Origin of the sequence: Xenorhabdus mauleonii, assembly GCF_900113945.1 — a bacterium.
GTDB lineage: Bacteria > Pseudomonadota > Gammaproteobacteria > Enterobacterales > Enterobacteriaceae > Xenorhabdus > Xenorhabdus mauleonii.
Map to the genome: position 1 here is coordinate 56908 of NZ_FORG01000017.1, position 21826 is coordinate 78733.

The 21826-nt window shown below is 45.4% G+C and carries 16 protein-coding genes; 7 read left to right on the plus strand and 9 right to left on the minus strand.

Annotated features, from left to right (window positions below):
• A complete protein-coding gene (dnaA, locus tag BM100_RS15400; RefSeq protein WP_092512509.1) occupies positions 1–1389 on the minus strand; it encodes a chromosomal replication initiator protein DnaA in 1389 nt (462 codons plus the stop codon).
• Positions 1390–2122: 733 nt separating this feature from the next.
• On the opposite strand from dnaA, the gene rpmH reads away from it, so the two are divergent.
• The 5 genes from rpmH (at position 2123) to mnmE (ending at position 5972) form a co-directional block, all read left to right on the plus strand.
• Positions 2123–2263 carry a 50S ribosomal protein L34 gene (gene rpmH / locus BM100_RS15405; RefSeq protein WP_015836465.1) on the plus strand — a complete coding sequence of 47 codons (141 nt, stop codon included), beginning with the start codon at positions 2123–2125 and terminating at the stop codon, positions 2261–2263.
• A gap of 18 nt (positions 2264–2281) precedes the next feature.
• Positions 2282–2641 carry a ribonuclease P protein component gene (gene rnpA / locus BM100_RS15410; RefSeq protein WP_092512511.1) on the plus strand — a complete coding sequence of 120 codons (360 nt, stop codon included), beginning with the start codon at positions 2282–2284 and terminating at the stop codon, positions 2639–2641.
• Positions 2605–2862 (plus strand): membrane protein insertion efficiency factor YidD, encoded by a 258-nt coding sequence (gene yidD, locus BM100_RS15415; RefSeq protein ID WP_092512513.1) that lies wholly within the window; start codon positions 2605–2607, stop codon positions 2860–2862. The genes rnpA and yidD overlap by 37 nt, the downstream gene beginning before the upstream one ends.
• Before the next feature lie 2 nt (positions 2863–2864).
• Positions 2865–4508 (plus strand): membrane protein insertase YidC, encoded by a 1644-nt coding sequence (gene yidC / locus BM100_RS15420; RefSeq protein WP_092512515.1) that lies wholly within the window; start codon positions 2865–2867, stop codon positions 4506–4508.
• A 99-nt stretch (positions 4509–4607) separates the two neighbouring features.
• Positions 4608–5972: a tRNA uridine-5-carboxymethylaminomethyl(34) synthesis GTPase MnmE gene (gene mnmE, locus BM100_RS15425; RefSeq protein ID WP_092512517.1), complete on the plus strand. Its 1365-nt coding sequence runs from the start codon at positions 4608–4610 to the stop codon at positions 5970–5972.
• A gap of 196 nt (positions 5973–6168) precedes the next feature.
• On the opposite strand, the gene BM100_RS15430 is transcribed toward mnmE, so the two are convergent.
• The 4 genes from BM100_RS15430 to BM100_RS15445 all read right to left on the minus strand — a co-directional run bounded on the left by BM100_RS15430 (position 6169) and on the right by BM100_RS15445 (position 12340).
• Positions 6169–6981, minus strand: coding sequence for a TonB family protein (locus tag BM100_RS15430; protein WP_092512519.1), 813 nt, complete (start codon positions 6979–6981; stop codon positions 6169–6171).
• Between the two features lie 9 nt (positions 6982–6990).
• Positions 6991–9975, minus strand: a complete 2985-nt coding sequence (locus tag BM100_RS15435) for a TonB-dependent receptor domain-containing protein (RefSeq protein ID WP_092512521.1) — start codon at positions 9973–9975, stop codon at positions 6991–6993.
• 59 nt (positions 9976–10034) lie between these two features.
• Positions 10035–11507 (minus strand): surface lipoprotein assembly modifier, encoded by a 1473-nt coding sequence (locus BM100_RS15440; RefSeq protein ID WP_092512523.1) that lies wholly within the window; start codon positions 11505–11507, stop codon positions 10035–10037.
• A 92-nt stretch (positions 11508–11599) separates the two neighbouring features.
• Positions 11600–12340: a Slam-dependent surface lipoprotein gene (locus BM100_RS15445; RefSeq protein WP_092512525.1), complete on the minus strand. Its 741-nt coding sequence runs from the start codon at positions 12338–12340 to the stop codon at positions 11600–11602.
• 576 nt (positions 12341–12916) lie between these two features.
• Here BM100_RS15445 and BM100_RS15450 point away from each other — a divergent pair.
• The gene (locus BM100_RS15450) at positions 12917–13681 is read left to right on the plus strand and encodes a GNAT family N-acetyltransferase (RefSeq protein ID WP_092512527.1); all 765 of its coding nucleotides are present in this window, start codon (positions 12917–12919) and stop codon (positions 13679–13681) included.
• A gap of 40 nt (positions 13682–13721) precedes the next feature.
• Here BM100_RS15450 and BM100_RS15455 read toward each other — a convergent pair whose 3' ends face one another.
• The 4 genes from BM100_RS15455 to fdhD all read right to left on the minus strand — a co-directional run bounded on the left by BM100_RS15455 (position 13722) and on the right by fdhD (position 18389).
• The gene (locus BM100_RS15455; RefSeq protein ID WP_092512529.1) at positions 13722–14909 is read right to left on the minus strand and encodes an MFS transporter; all 1188 of its coding nucleotides are present in this window, start codon (positions 14907–14909) and stop codon (positions 13722–13724) included.
• 138 nt (positions 14910–15047) lie between these two features.
• Positions 15048–16454 carry a surface lipoprotein assembly modifier gene (locus BM100_RS15460; RefSeq protein ID WP_092512531.1) on the minus strand — a complete coding sequence of 469 codons (1407 nt, stop codon included), beginning with the start codon at positions 16452–16454 and terminating at the stop codon, positions 15048–15050.
• Positions 16455–16590: 136 nt separating this feature from the next.
• Entirely contained in the window at positions 16591–17283 is a 693-nt protein-coding gene (locus tag BM100_RS15465; RefSeq protein WP_092512533.1) for a Slam-dependent surface lipoprotein, read from the minus strand.
• A gap of 275 nt (positions 17284–17558) precedes the next feature.
• Positions 17559–18389 carry a formate dehydrogenase accessory sulfurtransferase FdhD gene (gene fdhD / locus BM100_RS15470; RefSeq protein WP_092512535.1) on the minus strand — a complete coding sequence of 277 codons (831 nt, stop codon included), beginning with the start codon at positions 18387–18389 and terminating at the stop codon, positions 17559–17561.
• 380 nt (positions 18390–18769) lie between these two features.
• Between fdhD and fdnG the strand changes: the two genes are divergently transcribed.
• Positions 18770–21817 (plus strand): formate dehydrogenase-N subunit alpha, encoded by a 3048-nt coding sequence (gene fdnG, locus BM100_RS15480; RefSeq protein ID WP_099139536.1) that lies wholly within the window; start codon positions 18770–18772, stop codon positions 21815–21817.
• Positions 21818–21826: the final 9 nt, after the last annotated feature.

A 21826-nucleotide genomic window follows, 5' to 3' on the forward strand; every position in this document is an offset into this window, starting at 1 on the left:
CTAGGAAGATAATGTTCTGATTAAGTTGGAAAAATCTTCTTTGATGTCATGACTCTCTTCACGCAGTTGTTCGATTTTACGACAAGCGTGAAGTACGGTTGTATGGTCACGTCCACCAAAGGCATCCCCGATTTCAGGCAAGCTGTGATTTGTCAGCTCTTTTGCCAGCGCCATTGCCATTTGTCTCGGACGGGCAACGGAGCGTGAACGGCGTTTGGAAAGCAGATCCGCAACCTTGATTTTGTAATATTCAGCTACAGTTTTCTGAATATTGTCAATGGTTACCAGCTTTTCCTGAAGAGCCAATAAGTCACGTAATGCTTCGCGTACAAAATCAATGGTAATCGCCCGACCCGTAAAGTTAGCATTGGCGATGACTCGATTTAAAGCGCCTTCGAGTTCACGAACGTTAGATCGCAGGCGTTTGGCAATAAAGAAAGCCACTTCACCCGGCAACTGGATTTGGTTCTCGTCAGCCTTCTTCATCAAGATGGCAACGCGAGTTTCCAGTTCCGGTGGTTCGATGGCAACGGTCAATCCCCAACCAAAACGGGACTTTAACCGATCTTCGACGCCATTGATCTCTTTCGGATAGCGATCTGATGTCAGAATAATCTGTTGATTACCTTCCAGCAGGGCATTGAACGTGTGAAAGAATTCTTCTTGGGATCGCTCTTTATTTGCAAAAAACTGAATATCATCGATCAGTAGAGCATCTACGGAACGATAATAACGTTTAAACTCTTCTATCGCATTGTTTTGCAATGCTTTGACCATGTCCTGAACAAAACGTTCAGAATGCATGTACACGACTTTGGCATTGGCTTTGCGTGCCATGATGCTATTGCCGACCGCGTGCAAAAGGTGGGTTTTACCCAGACCGGTTCCGCCATAGAGGAACAAAGGATTGTATGCTCCCCCTGGATTATCGGCAACTTGTCTGGCGGCGGCTCTGGCCAGTTGGTTGGATTTACCCTCAACAAAGTTATCGAATGTATGCTTGGGATTCACATTGGAACGATAAGATAACTCAGGCTGGGCCTTTGCATTGTCCCAGCTCGGACGGATCGACGAACTGGACGGCACTGTAGCCACCGGCATATCGGTAATGATTTTCTGAGATGCAGTTTGGTTTGGTGAAATAGGTTTATTTCCTACTTCGAAACGTAACAACGGTACTTCAGGACCACAGAAATCATTTAATAACAAATTGATATTATTAATATACTTCTCTCTTACCCAATCAAGCACAAAACGGTTGGGGGCATAGAGAGCCAAAGTGTTATCACTCAGTTCTGCCTGAAGGGGTCGTATCCACATACTGAATTCTGTGGCAGGTAACTCATCCTGCAATCGGGCAAGACATTGCTGCCAAAGCGAAAGTGACACGGCGAACTCCCCTAAAACGAGACCAATAAAAGAAATCGGAATAATAGATAGTTATACTGGGCACAAGGCATACCCTCGGTGGTGAGGAAGACAGCATGTACCTTGTGGCGATTTTGAATATCATCGCTCCCCAACGATCCGCTTATAGACAGGTTGGGATCGTGGCCGACGATCATAACGCAAAAGACGACAGAAATCCTCATTCTTTTACACAGCTTTGACGCTTTTTATCCACAGGGAGGTCACCACGCTTTGGCACTTGCAGAATATAAAGACTCACAGTAGATACTTTAGTGTAATCATGGCATATAGCAAATTTCATTTAACTATTGTTTAGGATTCAAAGTAAACACAACTTTAATGATCACATATTCATATGAAACGATCTGTGTATGATCCTTGCGATTTATTGTACAGTCCGTATAATCTTGCACCCTGCGTGTGAAGCCAACGATTTTTTCCGGTTATGTCTGGTGAGGATTTTTGGGAAACACTTTTTGGTAGGAAACTTAGGTAGCAAAAAGTCTGGCCATGTCAGGAGAACTAAAAATCTGGTAGAAGACGGTCAGACTCGCGTCATCTTGGATTGACTAAGGGTAGTACATTTTATTACAATCCGGCCTCTTTCTATATATTGATGTTGCGATTGAGGCATCGGTGTCTACTTATTTCTCACTGGTCGCCAACGCATTTGCTGAATCAGTAACAAATTTTAAGCTAGGTAGAAATCGCTATGAAACGCACTTTTCAACCATCCGTACTGAAGCGTAACCGTACTCACGGCTTCCGCTCTCGTATGGCCACTAAAAATGGTCGTCAGGTTCTGGCTCGCCGTCGTGCAAAAGGCCGTGCTCGTTTGACCGTTTCTAAGTAATAAAGCTAACCATACCGCATGGTTAAGCTCGCTTTTCCGAGGGAGTTACGTTTGTTAACTCCCGAGCATTTCACTTATGTTTTCCAGCAGCCGCAACGGGCAAGCTCCGCAGAGATAACTATTCTTGGACGCTTGAATGAGCTGGGGCATCCCCGCATTGGTCTAACCATCGCCAAAAAAAACGTTAAACGCGCCCATGAGCGTAATCGTATCAAGCGACTGGCTCGTGAATGTTTTCGTTTAAATCAACATAAATTGCCGTCAATGGATTTTGTGATTTTGGTGAGGAAAGGGGTCGCTGAGCTCGATAACCGTGAGCTAACGGAAGCTTTGGGCAAATTATGGCGTCGTCACTGTCGCTTGGCTCGCGCCTCCTGATTATGTTGATCAGGGGCTACCAGCTAGTGATTAGTCCACTGCTGGGACCTCGTTGTCGTTTCAATCCTACCTGTTCCCACTACGGAATTGAGGCATTGCGTCGGTTTGGAATGATAAAAGGCAGTTGGTTAACAGTGAAACGCGTATTAAAATGCCACCCTTTACACAAAGGTGGTGATGATCCTGTCCCACCTAAAAACGACGATAACAGAGAACATTAACGATGGATTCGCAACGCAATCTTCTTCTCATCGCTTTGCTGTTTGTTTCGTTCTTGGTCTGGCAAGCGTGGGAGAGTGATAAGAACCCACAACCAGCAACCCAGATCACTCAGCAAGTCAATACGCTGAGCAACGAAGTAAGTAGCAGTGAGCAAAGTAAACTGATCACCGTGAAAACGGATGTGCTGTCATTGCATATCAATACCCGTGGCGGTGATATCGAGGAGGCTGATCTGCTGGCCTATCCTGATACCCTAGGTTCTAAAACTCCGTTCAAACTTCTGGAAACAACGCCAGAATTCACTTATCAGGCCCAAAGTGGGTTAACTGGTCTTAATGGCCCAGATAACCAAGCGGTACGTCCACTTTATCAAGTCACTCAGCATGATTTCGTTTTGGCTGATGGTCAGAATGAATTGCGTATTCCGATGACTTACACTGCGCCGGATGGTGTTGTCTATGTTAAGACTTTCGTTCTAAAACGTGGTTCTTATGCGGTTTCTGTTGACTACAGCATCAATAACGTTACTGACAAGCCATTGCAGATGGCGTTCTTTGGTCAGCTGAAGCAAAGTGTTGAATTACCGAAACACCGTGATACGGGCAGCAGCAACTTTGCCCTGCATACTTATCGAGGTGCTGCTTATTCTTCCGATGAAGCAAAATACGAAAAATACAAATTTGACGAAATTGAAAGCAAGCCACTTTCCGTTGCCACAAAAGGCGGCTGGGTTGCGATGCTCCAGCAGTATTTCGCGACTGCTTGGGTTCCGGGAGAAGGCAAGAGCAGCAATTTCTACACCATTGACCTGAAAAACCAAAAAATGGCGATTATTGGGTACAAGGGTGAAAGTATCAATATCGCGCCAAACAGCCAGCAGAACATCTCTTCGACTCTGTGGGTTGGTCCTGAAATTCAGGACGAAATGGCGGCCATTGCACCACACTTGGATCTGACCGTAGATTACGGCTGGTTGTGGTTTATTTCCCAGCCACTGTTCAAGTTGCTGAAATTCCTGCATGAATTCATCGGTAACTGGGGCTTCTCCATCATTGCGATTACCTTTATCGTGCGCGGTATCATGTATCCGCTGACTAAGGCGCAATACACCTCAATGGCGAAAATGCGTCTGTTGCAGCCAAAAATCACGGCAATGCGTGAGCGTTTTGGTGATGACCGCCAGCGTATGAGCCAGGAAATGATGGCGTTGTACAAGACAGAGAAAGTAAACCCGCTGGGCGGTTGTTTACCTCTGCTTATCCAGATGCCAATCTTCCTTGCTTTGTATTACATGCTGATGGGGTCTGTTGAGCTGCGCCATGCGCCATTCATTGGTTGGATTAAAGACTTGTCTGCACAGGATCCATACTACATCCTGCCATTGCTGATGGGTGTGACCATGTTTGTTATTCAGAAACTGTCACCGACTACTGTGACTGACCCGATGCAGCAGAAGATCATGACCTACATGCCGGTTGTGTTCACTGTCTTCTTCCTGTGGTTCCCATCTGGTCTGGTTCTGTATTATATCGTGAGTAACTTGGTGACCATTATCCAGCAGCAGGTTATTTTCCGCAGTCTGGAGAAGCGTGGCTTGCATACCCGCGAAAAGCGTGAAAAGAAAATCGATCTCAGTAAGAAGTAAATCTTTTAAAGATTACATTCACGAAGGCGGTCATTGGCCGCCTTTACTATTTTAGTGCATTGGCAAAATTTCAGTTCATAGATCAAAAGAGAGAATTCCATGAATACCACCGATACGATAGTCGCTCAGGCCACCCCTCCGGGACGAGGCGGTGTAGGCATTCTGCGTATTTCTGGCCGCAAGGCGGCGGAAGTCGCTGAGGTGGTATTGGGAAAACTGCCGAAGCCCCGCTACGCTGATTACCTGCCTTTCCGGGATACGGATGGTTCTGTACTTGATCAAGGCATCGCACTTTACTTCCCTGGTCCCAACTCTTTTACGGGGGAAGATGTACTGGAGCTTCAAGGGCACGGCGGGCCAGTGATTCTTGATTTGCTGCTAAAGCGCATTCTGGCGATTTCGGGTGTTCGCATTGCCAATCCGGGGGAATTTTCGGAACGTGCATTTCTGAACGATAAACTCGATTTGGCACAGGCAGAAGCCATTGCCGATTTGATAGACGCCAGTTCTGAACAAGCTGCCCGTTCCGCGATGAACTCCTTGCAAGGGGCATTTTCCCATCAGGTTCATCAAATGGTGGAAGAGCTGACTAACTTACGCATCTACGTTGAAGCTGCGATTGATTTTCCTGACGAAGAAATTGATTTTCTTTCCGATGGTAAGATAGAAGCCAAGCTGGATGAAGTGATTGCCGAGCTGGAACAGGTTCGTTCACAGGCACGTCAGGGTAGCCTGTTACGTGAAGGGATGAAAGTCGTGATTGCCGGGCGTCCGAATGCGGGTAAATCCAGCCTGCTCAACGCATTGGCGGGTCGTGAAGCTGCAATCGTTACTGATATCGCAGGTACAACGCGTGATGTTTTGCGTGAACACATTCATATTGATGGCATGCCGTTGCATGTGATTGATACGGCGGGCTTGCGCGAAGCCAGCGATGAAGTGGAACGCATCGGTATTGAGCGGGCATGGCAGGAAATTGAGCAAGCGGATCGGGTTCTGTTTATGGTAGACAGTACGACCACTGATGCGATTGAACCTGCACAAATCTGGCCTGAATTTATGGCTAAGTTGCCGGAATCCCTGCCAGTGACGGTTATCCGCAATAAAACCGATATGACCGGAGAAGAAACCGGCGTTTCAGAAATCAGTGGTTACACATTAATTCGCCTTTCCGCCCGTGACGGGAAAGGTGTCGATTTGCTGCGCGATCATCTAAAAGAAGCTATGGGTTTCAACAGCAATACTGAAGGTGGTTTTCTGGCACGTCGTCGCCATTTGCAGGCGCTGAATACGGCAGCAGAACATTTGCAGGAAGGCCACCAGCAATTGGTCTTTGCCCGCTCAGGAGAACTGCTGGCAGAAGAACTGCGCCTTGCGCAGCAAGTATTGAGCGAAATCACGGGGGAATTTACCTCAGATGATTTGCTTGGGCGGATTTTCTCGAGTTTTTGTATCGGGAAGTAACTTACCGCTGAATTCTACTATTCCATCCCCATCATCTTTCAAGTTGCTGCCTTATTAGCAGTAGCTTGAAATTTATTTTGGTTTAATATTCTTGATATTCACGGCATTAATAGGCGTGAATTTTAAAAATGCCAAACTCATTCAATTAACAGAGTTTGAAAAATTCTAAAAACACGGCTCTTTTCACTGAGGCGTTTTAATCCGCTTTATTCAACATAAATTCAAGTAATAGCGTCACTTCTGGTGCTATATCCGCAGGTTTGGTGCCAACTGAATTGGCGTTATTGATAGCATCAAGTGCGGCATTATCTAATGTACTGCTACCGGAGGAATTAACGATTCTGGCAGCGGCTAATGTACCGTCGTTGAGCAGGGTAAACGTGACGGTGACGATACCTTGTTGTTTCATCCTTTTGGCTTTGCGCGGGTATTTTTTATGTCGCTCAATTTCTTGTCGTAATCTCGCATTATAATTATCCACCTCACTATTCCCTTGCCCGACCAAAGGCTGTGAAGTTGTTGCCCGGCTCATATTGCCTTGTGAATTAATTTGATCGCTACCGTTGATTTCCTGTTCGGTATGACTGTTTTCTTGTACCTGCGGTGATGGCGAGAGTTTCTTTTCAGGCATTTCTTGTGGTTTTTTTCGTTTTTTAGGTTTATTGGATTCCTGCTGTTTTTCCACTTTAGTTTCAGAGGGAACGGCTTTATCCAAGGCAATTTCAGGTTTTGTCGGTGATTCAGGAACAGACAACAGTGGCGGAGGCGGAGGGACAGCCTCAGGCTCACTTGCCCATGATGAGGCAGAAACCATCGTAATCGATAGCCCCGTGGCTTGGGTGCTGTTATTGATATGATGGGCGGTGTCATCGTATGAAGCATGTCGGTTAAACAGCCATATCAGGCTGGTATGCAATAAAACGGCAATCAGAACACTTGCCAGTATGCCTGTTTTGGGCATGCCCGGAAAATGGATGGACGGATTGTCTGATATGGCTGTGTTGATCATCGTTATCCCTTAAAACTGACTCGTTAAACTGAGCTTAAAGGTTCTGCCCGGTGCCGGCATCATCGAACGTGTCAGCGGATCAAGATAGTAGCGATTGGTTAAGTTTGTGCCGACCAGCTCCATCGATACGGCTGGGGTGATTTGATAACTGATATAGGCATCAACCGTGAACACCGGATTCCAGCGCATTGGGTTGTTGGCTTGGCCTTTATAGATATCCGGCAAGGCATTCATCAACCATTTCTCATCTTTGTTTTCTGCCTTGCTGTGGTAAAGCATGCGGCTGCCCAACTCCAGTTTTTCATCAAGCAAACGTCCGCCGACGGTCAGGTTGGCAGAGTATTGGGGCTGGATCGAGGTACGCAGGTAACCGCCAGGAAAACCACCATCAATACATTCAGGGATACCATAACGATTTTGGGAGTCCATTCTTAAGGTGGAGCTCTTGTCACACACCTTGTTTTTCATGTTGTAGGTTAACCCCATATCGGTAAAGAAACTGCCGTTGTCATAACGTGCCTGTAATTCCAGTCCAGCAAGTTTTTGCTTGTCCATTTGGGAAAATTGATAGGTGTCGTCCCGATCGAATACATTTTCAATCACAGTATTGTAGTAAGAAAATTTGATATCGGCATGGCGTTCAGCTTCTACTAATTGGCTGAAATCATAAACAAAACCAACTTCTGCGTTTTTTGCACGTTCGGGTTTGAAGTGCTGGCCTGAATGGTTACCCGGTGAACCGGAAAAACCGACCGTGTCGGCAAAAAGGCTGGGCATTCTTACCGCTTCGACATAACGGGTATAGAGCCGGAGGTCATCGGTCACATAAGCCGTTGCCGAGAATGAAGGTGCCCAGGCATGATCTTTACGTCTGGCTGCGGGCTCCCAAGGATCATTAACTTCAGGGCCGAGTATGCCATTTGCATCAACACCTGATCCATATTCATATTTATAGCCTTCCTTGCCACTTATTGGGTCGATAACCTTTTCATTCATATCCAATTGACCGTTGAAATAAGGGTTATCGCTTTTATTGAGAGTGCCAGTTCTTGAATCGTAAAGCCAAGCGAATTCTTCGTGAGCCATCTTGCGTTCTTGCCCATCGCGTGTAGATATGCTATTTGCCTTTATCTTAAAGTATTCATTAGATATTTTTCGTTGCTCTTCTCTTTCTTCTTTACTCATTTGTGATCGAGGTTTTCTTTTTTCAGACCACTTTTGGATTATATAGGCTTCTCTTTCGGTCGGTGTCCGCCAATAACTCATTTTATGCCCGATTGTTTCCTGTTGTTTTTGATAACGCCAATCTTTTGCAGCTCGTCGTTCATTAAGCACATCATCCTGAGACCAGTAAGAGACACGTTTGGCACCGGCTTTTAGTTCCAACCATGAAGTTGGTCGCCAGTCAAAATTAAACGCGAGATTGATCTCCTGACGTTGTCCTTTTCGTGAGGGCGACTGGAAAAAATACATATTAGTGGAGCTGTAGTCATCATTGGAATCAAGACGCTCCCGTTGGAAATTGCCTATTAAAGTCAGATCCAAACTGGGATGCAGGGTAAATTTATTGGAAATATCAATACCCCAGCGGTTGTTTTGGGAATTGGTCTCGGAAGAATTGACCAATGTGCCATCAATATTGGGGTTTCTGTCTTTGGCGCCATTTTCCCAGTACCAATCCCTATCGACAGGAGTGCGCGGATACCCTCCTGCGGTGTTGGTATTGCTGGTGGTGCGGGTTGTCCACAGGTTCATGTCTAAATCAGCATAAGGGTTATCGGTTGGTTGCCATTTATAGCTAAGGTTGGCGGCTTGTTGGTGGACATTCGCCAGCGGCCATTGGGGAACCTTATTGTTTACCGGATCAACCCAGCCCAAGCGTGATGGCATAATATCGCCAAATTCCATATGGGTATTACGGAAACCCAACAGCAATGTTTGATCATCAGTAAAACGCCAACTGTTTTTGATTAACAAGGAACGCATTTCACTGGAGGTATTCGGTACTTCATTGCCGGGGCGATAGATACGGGCGGCAAATGGCAGATAAGGGTCCAGTGTTGTTCTCACCCCTTTCATCAACTCCCTGTCGGCATCTGTAATGGATTCATCATAACGATGAGCTCCCCCCTTGCCAGCAAAATAGTTGCCCTGGCGGCGGTAAGCATAAGCCACCATCAAATCGAAATATTCCTGCCGTGTGCCTACTGCAATACGGAACGCATTATCATTAAAACCAAACAGTTTATTGTCTTTTGATGAATGGGGAGTGACCTGTAAAGCAGGATCGGTCTCGATGCCATTTTGGGTAAAGTTCGGGATATCGCGGTAGTCCTGCCCCAATGACAGGGAAGGCGTGCGCTCCTTTACGGAGTTGCTGCTGGTTTCCAGTTTGGTATTGATGCCGAAGGTCTCTCCTTTCGGTACCACATCATCAATCCCCAGTGTTTTGATGGCGACAGCACCACCGACGGAGCCTTTAATATTGCGATTGAGAGAGGGGCCTTTTTCGATTTCAATACTACTGATTAAGTTCGGGTCAATGTAGTTGCGGTTATTGGCGCCATTGTAACCACGGCCGACGGTAATCGCTTGTTCCGTGCCATCAATGGTCACAGGAATACGCCCTTGTCCCTGAACACCACGGATATTGATATCCAATGCACCGCTGTTGCGGGCATCTCCGCTGTATACGCCAACGGCTCCTTTAATTAAATCGGCGGGCGATGAGCCTTTGTAGCGCTCTATCTCTTTTTTGCCGATATAAATGTTGGAGATATCTCTGTCATAGACAGCATTATACCCAGCCTCATCTTTCTCGCTGGTATCGGTGATAATAATTTTACCTAAATCAGTTTTATCCAAATCAGTTTTACCATTTGAGGATGCGCCGGTCGATTTGGATTCGGCAAATACAGGAAATGCCGTCAGTGAAAATGCCAGTGACAATGCAATTGTTATGGGGGTGAGTTGTGTTTTAACGCGGTATACCATTGTTATCCCTGCCTCGATTTTCGTTATCATCAAGAAAATAAAAAATAATAATTTTTTGATTAAAAATACTTTTCCAACCGTATCAGCACTTCATTCTTGTTATAGCCGTATAGCCAATTCACATTGCTGTGATTGCGTCGGTGGCGGAAAGTAAGGGAAGGTGTCATACCCAATATTTCTGCAGCGGGTACTTTAATAACCGCTGTGTAAATCTGTTCAGTATCCTGACGTGTTGTGTTTAGCATGGGGTGAAACGCGCCGAAGCGGCGTTCTTTCAGGGTGGCAGACAGTGAGCCATTGATGCCGGAATAGAGTTCCCCGGCGATCCCTGCCCGGATTCCCCATTGTTGGTAGCTATCTACAGGATGATGGTCGTTGCTCCGGTATAGCCAGTCACCCCCTCCAAACAGAATAAAGTCTCTGTTAATGGCATGGGATAACGTGAGATAGGTTGAAGAAAATGCACCGTCTTTTCTGCGGTAACGTGGCTCCTGATGCCGCAGTTGTTTATGTTCCAGCTCAAGATTCATGGCTGTCTTATTGGTCAATGCCCATCGCCATTCTGTTTTAGCGCCAATGGCTCGGTAGCTGATGTCATCCGTGTGCTGTTTATATTCAAACAGCGGACCGAAGGAGAAATCGTGATTGCTGTTTTTAAAGTTATATCCACCGACCAGCAGGAAAGTATTCTCATTTTCATCGTGGTAATTACGGTAGTTTTCGCCATAAACCAGGCCCCGGCCAAAAATACCGTGGTGGCCCGAAAGCTGGTAACGTCGGCTTAATGTGGCATCGTAAGACATGCCCCATGCTTTCACGGCCTTGGGAGCTTGCATATATCTGCCCATAAAGTAAGTAGGGCCATAATCAGAGGACATATTGACGTTATCGTTATAGGCATAGCCTGCTGAAAAAGAACCGCGCCAGCCCGTTCTCAGATCTATTGCTTCCAGATAGCTGTTAATATTTTTCAAGACAGCGGCGGGTAGCTGCTGTTTTTCATTCGAGCCAGCAACATTCAGTTTCGTAAATAATTGTTCAGCTTCTCGGTTCTTGTGATCTTCGAAATAGATTCGGGCCAGTTCCAGCTCGATACGGGGAAAATCAGGTTGTTGATGCAGGATCTGTTGATAATGATAGGCGGCGAGATCTAAATCCCCGTCAAGGCGTGCCAGCCCCCCTTGGGCAAAATTCACCAGCATGACATCATGCTGCGGCAATTTTTGGTAAGCGGTGAGAAAGCGCCTGACGTCCGGCCATTGCCGGTGATTAATGGCGAGGAATAATGCCTGCCCGATATCATTAATATTATTTTCGACCTGAAAAGTTTGTCCGTTAATCACAATTAATGATGGGTTGTTTGTAGCAAAAAGGGGTTCCGGCGTGATGAGATTAGTTTCATTTTCTTGTTGGTTATGTTGAGCCTCCTGCCAGATTTTGCGTGGAGTATCTTCATCGGCATAAACGGGCAGGGAAAGGCACAGAGCAATCAGTGCTGCTGATAATTTTGGCGTTATTCTGTTGTCAGGCATCGGAAAACCAACTTACAAATCTCACGTTATTAGAAATAAAAACAGAGAACAGCACCAAAATGGCACTGTTCTCTTCTCTGAAAAATCAGTGATTACTGTTTAGAACCGCCGAAAGCAGTATCCTTGGATTTGTCACCTGCAAAGTTGGCATATCCAGCCAAGCTGGCAGCACTGTCACCAAAGAAGTGGCCTTGAGTTTCTCCGTTAAGATTGCCAATCTTGGCATCACCAGCAAAGCTGGCATCAGCATAGATATCAGCATTAATATTTATCGTCATCGCAGTATTTGCCAGTGAACCCACCAGTGTTTTGTCACCAAAATCTGCAGTAAATGTACCGGACAGGGCGTTGTTGCCGCTGTATTGGTTGATACCCGTTACTGCGTAAGTCGCTGTACCATCGGTTGGGATATTGGTGGTAACATCCTTGCCTGAATAGTAAACAGTGTGGGTACTGTCTGATGCTTGACCTGTCTGAGACCACTCACCAAAATACACATCTGCATTGGCAACTTTGCTGAAATGGAATACGCCCATACCGCCATGAGTACCGGGTGCCCCTGCCATTGAGATATTATGGATACCATTGCTGTCAGTTGGTGCCATGCGCGTCAAGCCAGCAAAGCCAGTAATTTTGCCGTTATAAACGGAACTGACACCAATACCGGGTTCGCCGCTTTTGCCACCGTGCGAGCCTGAACCCGATTCGGTTGCGCCAACCTTAATGTATGACGGAGAGCTTATCTGACTCTGGCCAAATCCAACGGCTGCCTGAGCTTGTGCCATAAATCCCAATGCCCCTAAGGCGGCGACTAATACGTTTATCTTTTTCATCATTATCCTCGTTTGGAATGGGGGATCCCTTGTTACCCAATCTTAAAAACGGCCTGATTTATTGCGCGGAAAAAAAGTACATTGTTTAAATGATAATGTAAATGATAATTATTACCGTTTGGTATTTTGTTTGTCGGTGGGAAATGAAATTTTATTTGTAATGATTTGATTTATATTTATTTTTTGTTTTTTAGAAAATAGATTATTTATCTGTTTTTTTGCAAGAAATGTGATGTAAGTAGATTTAATGACCTAATGTTATTGTGCTATTAATAACGTAGTTTAGTAATTAAAATATCCTCGTTAATTAAGTTGATAATTTACCTTATCATTCATTAAATGAATTAATAAAAAATAATGTAACCATTTTTAATTAAAAAGTCTTTGTTTCTGCTTTTATATAAATAATCAATTTTTATAATTATATTTAATATCTGTTTTTTCTTTTCCAAAATAACGCAAGAATATGAATGATAAGGCGTGCAATTCATTTTCTAAATTACTGGAAATTATAATTTATTGATTTCACTAAAAATCTAGTTTGAACAAATATGCATAAAAAGAGGAAGGCATACAGTGGAAGCAAAGATCATTATTCAATCAGCTAAAGAACGACCCGATCTCAAGGGGGCTATAGGTCATCTTGTCGGCAGCCATTGGCCGCTATTTATGGATTATGATTCGATGGCGGAACAGCACTGGGATAAGCTCTATGAACCTGATTTCAGCCAGTTTCAGAAGTTCGCTATTTTGCAACAAGATGGAGAAGAGCGTCTGATTGGCCTACTCAATGCGATACCCTTTCCCTGGGGAAATCATTCATGGGATCAATTACCCGACGAGGGATGGGATGCCGTATTACATGCCGGAGGGGAAGCGAAAGGAAAGCAGAAAGCCAACATGTTGTCAGCATTGGGTGTGACGGTTGACCCTGAATTCCGTGGGAAAAATCTCCCTGCTTTATTAATCAACAGCATAAAACAAACAGCCCGTGATGCAGGATTGGAAGGGCTGGTGGTTCCTGTCAGGCCGAGTTTGAAAAGCAAATATCCGTTGCAAGATTTTGTTGAATACTGTGGCTGGAAGAATGAAAAAGGTGAGCCATTTGATCCGTGGATCCGTACCCATTGGCGTTTAGGGGCAAAAATAATCAAGCCGGCTCTTCGCTCCATGGATATTTATGGCACAGTGGAACAGTGGCAGGAATGGACTGGCATGCAGTTTCCACAAAGCGGGGAGTATGTTATTCCGGGCGGTTTGGTTCCGCTGGTGGTGGATGTTGAGAAACAGATGGCTTATTACATTGAGCCTAATTTGTGGATGTATCATAGCCTTGATTAATTCGCTAAATGATCTGTATAAACAATCCATTCTCTGCCTTTCAAGTTGTAGTTTTGTTGGCTGCAACTTGAAGCCCACCATTGGATATAGGCTTGCTGGGAAACCAATGTGAAAGAATAAACAATAAGCCAACGGAAGAAAGCGTGATAATAAAGCCTTTTTCGTCCAAGAGATCCATGGCGATACCGGTTACTAAAGGCCCGGTAAGACTACCGACTCCCCAGACAATGCCGAACAAAGAATTTATGGCAATTAGCAGTTGGCCTGAATATTTCTTTCCTGCCCTTACCAAAGATAAAGTGTAAATCCCTCCGCCGAATGCACCCATGATGATGACATTGAACCATAAGAAAATGGAATTCACTGTAAACGGTAGTGCCAGTAAGGAAAGCGTGAAGATGGTGCCGCAAATAATGTGCATTCGCTTCAAATCCGTTTTATCTGCAAGCCACCCGATAGGAACCTGAAAAATAGCGTCTCCCAGAAAGATCAATGTGATTAGCGTAATCGTAATGGTTTCTGGTATCCCCAACGATAATCCATACAGAGGAAACATGGAGAGTGCGACGGCATCAAAAGAAGAAAAACAAATGACACCAACGATTAGGCACGGGGCAGACATGATAAGCGGGAATACAGGAAACCCGCCTTTTTCCTCTCCTGCTTGTGATGATATGGATGCAGAAGGATTGGTCAGGATCAAAGTAATGCAAAAGAGGGCAAGTATAGCCAGCAATGTTGCGGGAATGAATGACGTTATGCCAAAGAGTGAAATCAGCAATGGCCCGAGCAACTGACATCCAGTGAAAGCTGAAGCGTACAGCCCCATCAATGTGCCTTTGTATTTATCTGTGGTATTGGCACTGATCCAGGATTCACCGATAACCACAATGACACCACAGGCAAATCCCATCAAAAACCGGGGAAGGGCGAGGTAGTAGGGGTGATTGAAATAAGTCGAAAATAAAGTGGAAGCCGTGAGTAACAGTAAGTTAAAGCTCAGTAACTTATTGATGTTAAATAAACGGCTAATTGCTGGGGTCACCATGGAAGAAATAAACATTCCCACTGCCGGCAGTGCTGACATGATACCCAGCAATGTTGATGTGTAGTGTTGCTCTGCCAGCTTCAAACTGACCATTGGGAGTGTATATCCCATCGCCAGCCCTACGAGAGATGCCCCCAATATGATAGACACCATATATAATTTGTTAACACTGGCAGCCATTTTATCTTTTTACCTGTTATTTAACGATCATAGGGTTAAACCCGATATTGATATATTCCTTGATAACAAGCACTCCCATCAATTCTATTTCCATCAAACTTTTTTGCATTTTGCGCGCAATGTCACAGCGAATATAGGCTAAAAATTCTTCTCCAATCGTATCTGCACTTCGTTTTTATCATAATTATGCAGCCAGCCTATGTTGCTGTTATTGCTGCTATTGCTGCGGTTGCGGCGATGGCGCAAAGTGAGAGATGGTGTTATTCCCACTATCTGAGCGGCAGGAAATTTAATGTAAGCAGTATAAATTTGCTCATTATCTTGACGGCTGATAAGCAATGATGTGGCGTCGGATCCGAAGCGTGATTGATTTAGAGTGACGAGCAGTGAAGCTATGATACCGGGATAGAGCTGTCCGGTTATTCCCGCATTGACTCCCCATTTCTGATAGCGTTCTGGCGGGGATGGATTGTTTCGATAGACCCAAAGCCCCCCGCCGAACAGAATAAATTTGTCATTGATGGCATGGGATAGGCTGAAATAAGATGAGGACAGTTCGCTGTTTTTAAAGTGAAACTCTTGTTTATATTTTAGTTTTTTATGTTCAAGTTCAACGTAGAGCGCAGTTCGAGCGGACATATCCCATTGCCATTTCATGTTAGCGCCAATGGCATAATAACTTTGATTGTTTAAGTCATAATTATATTCAAACAGAGGGCCGAAAGATAAATCATGGGTTCTGTTTTTATAATAATATCCTCCAGCTAACCGGAGTGAGTTTTCATTTCCGTCATGGTAATGGAGATAATTCTCACCATAAATCGAACCCTGCCCAAAAATACCATGATGGCCAAAAAATTGGTCATACCGGTTTAAGGTAAAGTGATAAGTATTCCCCCAATCCTTGATTTTTTTTGGTGCGGCCACTTTCTCCACACACATATTTTTTATGGGAAGCAAGCAGTGGCTCTGATCTGAAGATGCATTGATATTATCGTTATAGATATAACCGAGTGAGAGTGAACTGTGCCAGCCCCTTCTTCGGGCGATTGCTGTTTGGTAGCGATGGATGTTTTGCAAGACTGTTTCGGGTAATGGACGTTGTTTACTTAATGCATCGAAGAGTTGTTCGGCTTTCCGGTTTTTTTGATCTTCAAAATAAACGCGAGCCAGTTCTAGTTTGATACGTGTGGATTGCGGTTTTTGCCGCAGAATTTTTTGGTAATAAGAAGCAGCAAGCGTCAGATTACCTTCAAAGCGAGCTAATCCACCTTGGGCAAAATTGACGAGTAATGGATCGTATTCAGGTATTTTTTGGTAAAGCACCAAGAGGCGGCTGACTTCCCGCCACTGTTGATGATTAATGGCAAGATACAGTGCTTGGGCGATGTTTTTGAGGTCGTTTTTTTGCTGATTGGCATGGACAGGTTGCCAAATTTTATCGTCAATATTTTCATTGGCATAGGCTGTTGCTAAACAGAGAAAGGCGAATAGTATGATGAATAATCCCTGGATCTTTTTCTCAGTTATTTTTTTGCTAGTCATAGAAAAACCTGCTCACAAAGTTCACATAATTGAAAATGCATTGCGATAGAAAACGCGAAAAAACAGGGAAAATAAGGTGAATGAAGAAGACAGTGTTAAAATCAACACTGCCTTCTGGAAAATGGGTTATGGCTGTTTATTTTTTAGTACCGCCGAAAGCGGTATTTTTGGAGATATCACTATCAAATTTGGTGTACCCAGCCAAATTAGCAGCCGAATCACCGAAGAATTTTCCATCGGTGACTCCATTGATATTGTTGTTGGCTGTAGCTTTGCCTGAGAATCCAGCATCATCATTGATATTGACATCAATATTTATATTTAATGATTGATTTTTCAGTGAACCATTCATCTTTCTGGTATCAAAGTTTGCATTGAATTCACCGACGAGGGGGTTGGTATGGTCGTATTGATTAAGGCCTACTACCGAATAAGTGGCAGAACCATTACTCGGCATATTGGTTGTCACATTTTCACCTGCATAAAAAACAGTATGGGTGACGTCTGATTTATCGGACTTGTTTTGAGACCATTCGCCGAAATAAATATTCGTTCCGTAAATCTGAGCGACATCGATAATACTACCATTACCGTTGTCGTAACGATAAACGCCATTATTATCGCGCGTTGCGAAGAATTTCAGAGAAGAAGCAGGGTAAATTTTATCCCCCTGAGAAGTTATCCCGAGACCGGGTTCACCTTCCACTTCTCCGATTAGTAGATGTGGATTTGTTTCTTGTTGGCTTATGCCATCTCCAAACTTTGCTTGGGCTTGGGCTATTAACCCTAAAGCGCCTAATATTGCTATGAATATATGGATCTTTTTCATTATTTTCCCCACTAAATACAAAACATAAGGAATTTATTGTTGTCCTGCTGTAAAAACGTCCTAAATCTCCATAGCCCTTAACTTCAATATTTAATTACCTATATTGAAGAAGCGCATTCAGTCCGTATTGGAAAAGTACATTCAACTCATACGAATGTAAATTAAATGTTAATTTTTGTTGCTGAAATGTTTATTTTTACTATTTGAGGGAGAGGAAGTGATTGATAAACATTCGGTTATTTTTGGTTATTGGGGAAAATGAAGTACCGCCTTCATTAGTCTACGAGTCGTTGAGGGTAAGTATACACTGTCGCCCGCCCTGGTTTGCAGAATCCGACCAGCGTCAGATTGCACTTCTGAGCGACTTCAATGGCAAGCGAGGTAGCGGCAGAAACGGCAAACAAAATTTCCACCCCACAATGGGCTGATTTTTGCACCATTTCGTAACTGGCACGGCTGGATACCAACACGGCACCTTGTTGCCATCCCGTTTTTGCCCGCATTCCCAGCACCTTATCCAATGCAACATGGCGACCGATATCTTCGCAACCGCCAAGCATTTTTCCCTCTTGATCAACCCAACCAGCGGCGTGGGTACAGCCTGTGAGTGTGCCGATTTCCTGTACGTGGGATAATTGAGCCAATGCAGTATCAAGATTAGAGAGTGAAAATGTCTGGGTGAAAGGCAGGGGAGAAAGTGGCTGAAAAACCTCTGCCAGTTGTTCAGTACCGCAAATGCCGCAGCCGGTTCTGCCGGCCATGTTGCGCCGACGTTCTTTCAGGGCAACAAAACGGCGACTTGATAGTTCAATATGCAGTTCAATTCCGCCGTGACAACTGATCACTGAATCAATGCCCCGGATCTCCTGCAAGGATGTGATTATTCCTTCCGATAAGGAAAAACCTATGGCGAAATGTTCCAGATCTTTGGGGCTGCCCATCATAACAACATGAGAAATACCGTTATATACCAATGCAATGGGAACCTCTTCTGCCACCCAATCTGGTTTGGTGCAGTTAAGGTGATTTTTTTGTTTCACATTGAAACGGAAAGCACCATTGATACCTTCAATGGCTAATTCATTGCCTGGCTTTGTATCATCCATTAGTGAATTCTCCGGCGGATTAATTCATAATACCGTTTGTGTGGATATACCTGTCGTCTTTCAAGCTGCATTTTTTGTTGGCTGCACTCGTTCACCCCGGTCACCGTTTTTATCAGCAGACGGTTATCAATGCTTCCGGAGTTCACTCCTTTGCCGCCCTGATGCAACTCGAAACCCAAAACCCATAGAGGTACATAAGGGGATCAACCCGCGCAATGTCGCTGGAGCCACACAATGAACAATGTTTATAACAGATGGCGTTGAAAATCAAAAAAACCTTCATCCAATGATTATCAAACGATGTAGGGATAAAAAACGAACACCCCTGCGAATTCTCTGTTAGAGGGTGTGAAATGAGCAATGTGAGTGAGGAGTTCCCCATGCAAGTCAGCAGAAGGCAGTTCTTTAAGATCTGCGCTGGCGGTATGGCGGGTACGACGGCTGCTGCTCTGGGATTTGCCCCGGCTGCTGCAATCGCACAAACACGTAACTACAAATTGCTGCGTGCGCGTGAAACCAGAAATACCTGTACGTACTGCTCTGTCGGCTGTGGATTGTTGATGTACAGCCTTGGCGATGGCGCCAAAAATGCCAAATCCACTATTTTCCATATTGAAGGTGATCCGGATCATCCTGTAAACCGGGGAGCCTTATGTCCTAAAGGGGCGGGTTTAGTTGATTTTATTCACAGCAAAAATCGACTGCACTATCCGGAATATCGTGCCCCCGGCTCCAATCAGTGGCAGCGCATAAGCTGGAATGAAGCCTTTGATCGCATCGCAAGGTTGATGAAACAAGATCGCGATGCCAATTTCATTAAAACTAACCAAGATGGCGTTACAGTCAACCGCTGGCTGACCACGGGGATGTTGTGTGCCTCTGCCGCCAGTAATGAAACTGGTTTTTTATCGCAAAAATTTAGTCGCGCTCTCGGCATGCTTGCCGTAGACAACCAGGCGCGTGTCTGACACGGACCAACGGTAGCAAGTCTTGCTCCAACATTTGGTCGCGGTGCGATGACCAACCACTGGGTGGATATTAAGAACGCGGATCTGATTGTCGTGATGGGCGGGAATGCTGCTGAGGCGCATCCGGTCGGCTTTCGCTGGGCGATGGAAGCCAAAATTCACAACAATGCCAAACTTATCGTTATTGACCCACGCTTTACCCGTACGGCATCCGTGGCGGATTTTTACACGCCTATTCGTTCCGGTACGGATATTACTTTCCTGTCAGGTGTGATTTTATACCTGTTGACCAATAAAAAGATTAACCGTGAATATGTTGAGGCTTATACCAATGCCAGCTTGATTGTGCGGGAAGATTTCTCGTTCGATGAGGGGTTGTTCAGTGGTTATGATGCGGAAAACCGTAAGTACGATAAAACCTCATGGAATTATGAACTGGATGAGAATGGTTTTGCCAAGCGCGATAAAACGCTGACCCATCCCCGCTGTGTCTGGAATTTGTTGAAAACTCACGTCAGCCGCTATACGCCGGATGTCGTCGCGGATATTTGTGGTACACCGAAGGAAGATTTTCTCAAGGTGTGTGAATATCTCGCTGAAACCAGCGCAAAAGATAAAACGGCCTCTTTCCTGTATGCATTGGGCTGGACGCAGCACTCCATTGGCGCACAAAATATCCGTACTATGGCTATGATCCAATTGCTGCTCGGCAATATGGGCATGGCGGGCGGAGGCATTAACGCCCTGCGTGGCCACTCTAATATTCAGGGATTGACGGATTTGGGGCTGTTATCCCAGAGTTTGCCGGGGTATCTCTCCCTGCCGTCAGAAAAACAGTCTGATTTGCAGACCTATTTGCAGGAAAATACGCCAAAATCCACGGTGCCGGGGCAGGTGAATTATTGGGGTAATTACCCGAAATTTTTTGTCAGCCTGATGAAGAGCTTTTATGGGGATAATGCCCGTAAAGAGAATGATTGGGGTTTTGATCTGTTGCCGAAATGGGATAAACCTTACGATGTCCTGCAATATTTCGACATGATGTCGAAAGGGGAAGTGAATGGCTATATTTGCCAAGGTTTCAACCCAATCGCATCATTCCCGAATAAGAATAAAGTTGCCGCTGCTTTGTCGAAACTGAAATTCTTGATTACGGTTGACCCACTCAGTACGGAAACAGCCTCGTTCTGGCAGAATCATGGCGAATTCAATGACGTTGATCCTTCCTCTATTCAAACCGAAGTGTTCCGGCTCCCTTGTTGCTGCTTTGCGGAAGAAAATGGCTCGATAGTCAATTCAGCCCGCTGGTTGCAATGGCATTGGAAAGGGGCTGATGCGCCGGGTGAAGCCATTGGGGATGGTGAAATCCTGTCAGGTATTTTCAAGCGGCTGCGTGATCTGTACCGGGAAGAAGGGGGGGCGGCTCCAGAGCAAGTTTTGAATATGACTTGGGATTACTTTGACCCCGATGCCCCGACAGCGGAAGAAGTGGCGCAGGAAAATAACGGCCGCGCGTTGGCTGACGTGCTGGATGCCAATGGCAATGTGCTGGTGAAAAAAGGCCAGCAATTGTCATCTTTTGCGCAATTGCGTGATGATGGGACAACGGCCAGTGGTTGCTGGATTTTTGCCGGAAGCTGGATCCCCGAAGGCAACCAAATGGCACGCCGTGATAATGCGGACCCTTCCGGTATCGGTAATACACTGGGGTGGGCATGGGCGTGGCCACTGAATCGCCGAATTCTGTATAACCGTGCATCGGCTGATCCACAAGGCAATCCGTGGGATCCCAAACGGCGGTTAATCGAATGGGATGGCGGCAAATGGACGGGAGTGGATATTCCTGATTACAGCAATGCGGCTCCGGGTACGGATGTCGGGCCGTTTATCATGCAGCCGGAAGGGATGGGGCGCCTGTTTGCCATCGATAAAATGGCAGAAGGGCCATTCCCTGAACATTATGAACCATTTGAAACACCGCTGGGCACGAATCCCCTGCATCCGAATGTGGTTTCCAATCCGGCCGCCCGTGTGTTCAAGAGCGATTTTGAAGCGATGGGCAAGGCAGATAAATTCCCGTATGTGGGCACTACTTACCGCCTGACCGAACATTTCCACTTCTGGACAAAACATGCATTGCTGAACGCCATTGCCCAGCCAGAGCAGTTTGTGGAAATTGGTGAACGGCTGGCGGCGGAGAAAGGCATCAAACAGGGTGATACGGTCAAAGTCAGCTCCAATCGTGGTTATATCAAGGCCAAAGCAGTGGTGACAAAGCGTATCCGTACTTTGAATGTCCATGGACGTGAAGTGGATACCATTGGTATTCCGATTCATTGGGGATTTGAAGGCGCGGCGAAAAAAGGTTTCCTTGCGAATACCCTGACGCCGTTCGTTGGTGATGCCAATACGCAGACGCCAGAATTCAAAGCATTTCTGGTTAATATCGAAAAGGTGTAGGGGAGAAAA